Raw genomic sequence first — 2,376 nt, forward strand, 5'->3', positions numbered from 1 at the left:
CCGCCCAAACTCCTTTAAAAACAAGGGAATTTTTACGCTGTCAATTTGAAAGTGGAGAATTACAAGGTTTAGTTGCAATTCGCTGTTTAGATGAAGGAGTAGATATCCCTGCAATTCAAACTGCGATAATTTTGGCAAGTTCTGGCAATCCCCGTCAGTTTATTCAGCGACGAGGACGAGTTTTACGACCTCACCCTGGTAAGGAAAGGGCAACAATTTTTGACATGATTGTTTTACCACCTGATTTAGATCGAAATACTTTAGAAGTGGAACGCAATTTGCTCAAGAAAGAGCTGCGAAGATTTGTTGAGTTTGCTGATTTAGCTGATAATTCTGGTGAAGCAAGAATCAAGCTGCTTGATTTACAAAGGCGTTATGGTTTGATGGGGATATAATAAAATTTTGGATTTTGGATTTTGGATTTTGGATTGTGAAAGAGTTACTAAATAAGCTTTGCCTTATTTCCATCTGTCACAATCATTCTTCAAATTAGTATAAGTTATTTATCGATTTTTTTTAATTTTTATTACTAGGGTAAATATTTTTCTCCCACGAATGGTATTAGTTAGATAATGGGAACATTGGTGATTTTTTTGAAAGTGCAAATGTCCCCATTATCAAGAAAAATGTCTATACATCTAGAATAACATTAATCGAACCTGAAACAAAAATTTTTTCTTAACTTATATTAAGTAAATTTTCGATTTAGCAATAAATAAAACGGAATAAATCTGTGGATAAAAGTTATTGTAAAGAAGCAAAGAGAACAGAACATATACGGATGCGATCGCAGCCATAATCGTGGTTAAAATATAACCAGTATAATCAGAGTTTTTTAATCACCAAGCAAAATGAATATAGATGATGTTCATGAGCCAATTGCCAATGCATCGCCAGAGGTGAAGGAAATTATTGAGCGTGTGTGGAAATTAGAAAAAAATCGGCTAGAAAAGAGAGTTAATAGCCATATAAATGATGATATTGTCAGGATTATCAAAGAAGTTGTGCGATGAAGCTGACTGCAATTAAACTATGTAATTTTCGTTCTTTCTATGGCAAAACTCCAGCATTAATATTAGCTAGTGAGCAGGAGAAAAATACTACTATTATTTATGGGAATAATGGTACAGGAAAGACTAGCCTGTTAAATGCATTTACTTGGGTACTTTATGAAAAATTTAGTGCGGCATTTGCATCAGCAGAACAGTTAGTCAATAAACGTGCTGTAGCAGAAGCTCAAATTGGGCAAGTTATAGAATGTTGGGTAGAAATTGCTTGGGAACATGACGGTATTCGCTATCGAGTCAAGCGTGAATGTCGTGTATATAAAAATGAGACTGATATTGATGTCACGAAAACTCAATTATATTTACAATTTGCCAATGATGATGGTAATTGGCAGTTCCCTACCCAGCAACCAGAAGATATAATTAATCAAATTCTACCTGCTAGCTTACATCAATATTTTTTCTTTGATGGAGAGCGAATTGAAGAGATAGTTCGTTCTGACAAGAAAGCAGAAATTGCAGAAGCAACAAAGATTTTTTTAGGTGTGGAGGTAATCAACCGTTCTATTAATCATTTGAAAGAAGCCAAGAAAACCTTAGAGAATGAATTAAAAGCCATTGGTGACTCTGAAGTTAAAAAGCTATTAAGAGAACAAGGGAAAGTTGAGAAAGAAATTGAAAATATTCATCAGCGACAACAGGAAATAAGTCAAGAGTTAGAATATCAATATACATTTAAGCAGGAAACGAGTAACCGCTTGCGGGAACTTGATGAGTCGAAGAATTTGCAAGAAAGAAAGCAAGATTTAGAACAGCAGAAAGCATCTCATCAATCAGCATTACAAAAACATAAGCAAGTACTCAAGAAAATTATTTCTACTCGGGGTTATACAATATTCCTGTCAGATAAAATAGCTCAATATCGGCAAATAATTGATAAGTTAAAGCAGAAGGGTGAATTAAATTCTGGTGTTTCTAAGGAATTTATTCATAATTTACTCAAATCCCAACGCTGTATTTGTGGCGTTCAACTGCATTTGGGTAGCCATTCCTATGAGCATGTCAGTAAATTTTTAGATAAAGTAGGCTCTTCCGCGGTAGAAGAAACAGCTATCCGTATGAGCACACAAGTAGATGAGATTGATAAACAAGTAGAAGAATTTTGGGAAGAAGTCGATAGTGAGCAGATAAAAATTAATCATTTAAGACAAACTATCTCTCAAATAGAATCAGAGTTAGATTTAATTCAAGAGAGGTTACGTCAAGATCCGAATGAAGAGATTAGTAGTTTACAAAAGCGTTTAGATACAATTGAAACAGAAATTACTGAATTGATTCTAGACAAGGGTAGAAATGAACAAAAAATAGA

3 protein-coding genes are annotated in these 2,376 nt (G+C 34.1%); all 3 read left to right on the forward strand.

The features are described 5' to 3' along the window. On the forward strand, positions 1–395 hold a 395-nt coding region (locus CALSC_RS04570; protein ID WP_268807182.1), incomplete at its 5' end, for a helicase-related protein. Positions 396–851: 456 nt separating this feature from the next. After that, positions 852–1,013 carry a hypothetical protein gene (locus tag CALSC_RS26910; RefSeq protein WP_200817566.1) on the forward strand — a complete coding sequence of 54 codons (162 nt, stop codon included), beginning with the start codon at positions 852–854 and terminating at the stop codon, positions 1,011–1,013. Beyond that, a partial coding sequence (locus CALSC_RS04575) for an AAA family ATPase (protein WP_088240226.1) occupies positions 1,010–2,376 on the forward strand: 1,367 nt, incomplete at its 3' end. The genes CALSC_RS26910 and CALSC_RS04575, both read left to right, overlap by 4 nt.

The organism is Calothrix rhizosoleniae SC01, from assembly GCF_900185595.1.
Taxonomy (GTDB): Bacteria; Cyanobacteriota; Cyanobacteriia; order Cyanobacteriales; family Nostocaceae; genus Calothrix_A; species Calothrix_A rhizosoleniae.

Bases quoted from the DNA above. Each gene is read 5' to 3' on its own strand.
- CALSC_RS26910 (WP_200817566.1), top strand. From the start codon at position 852: ATGAATATAGATGATGTTCATGAGCCAATTGCCAATGCATCGCCAGAG.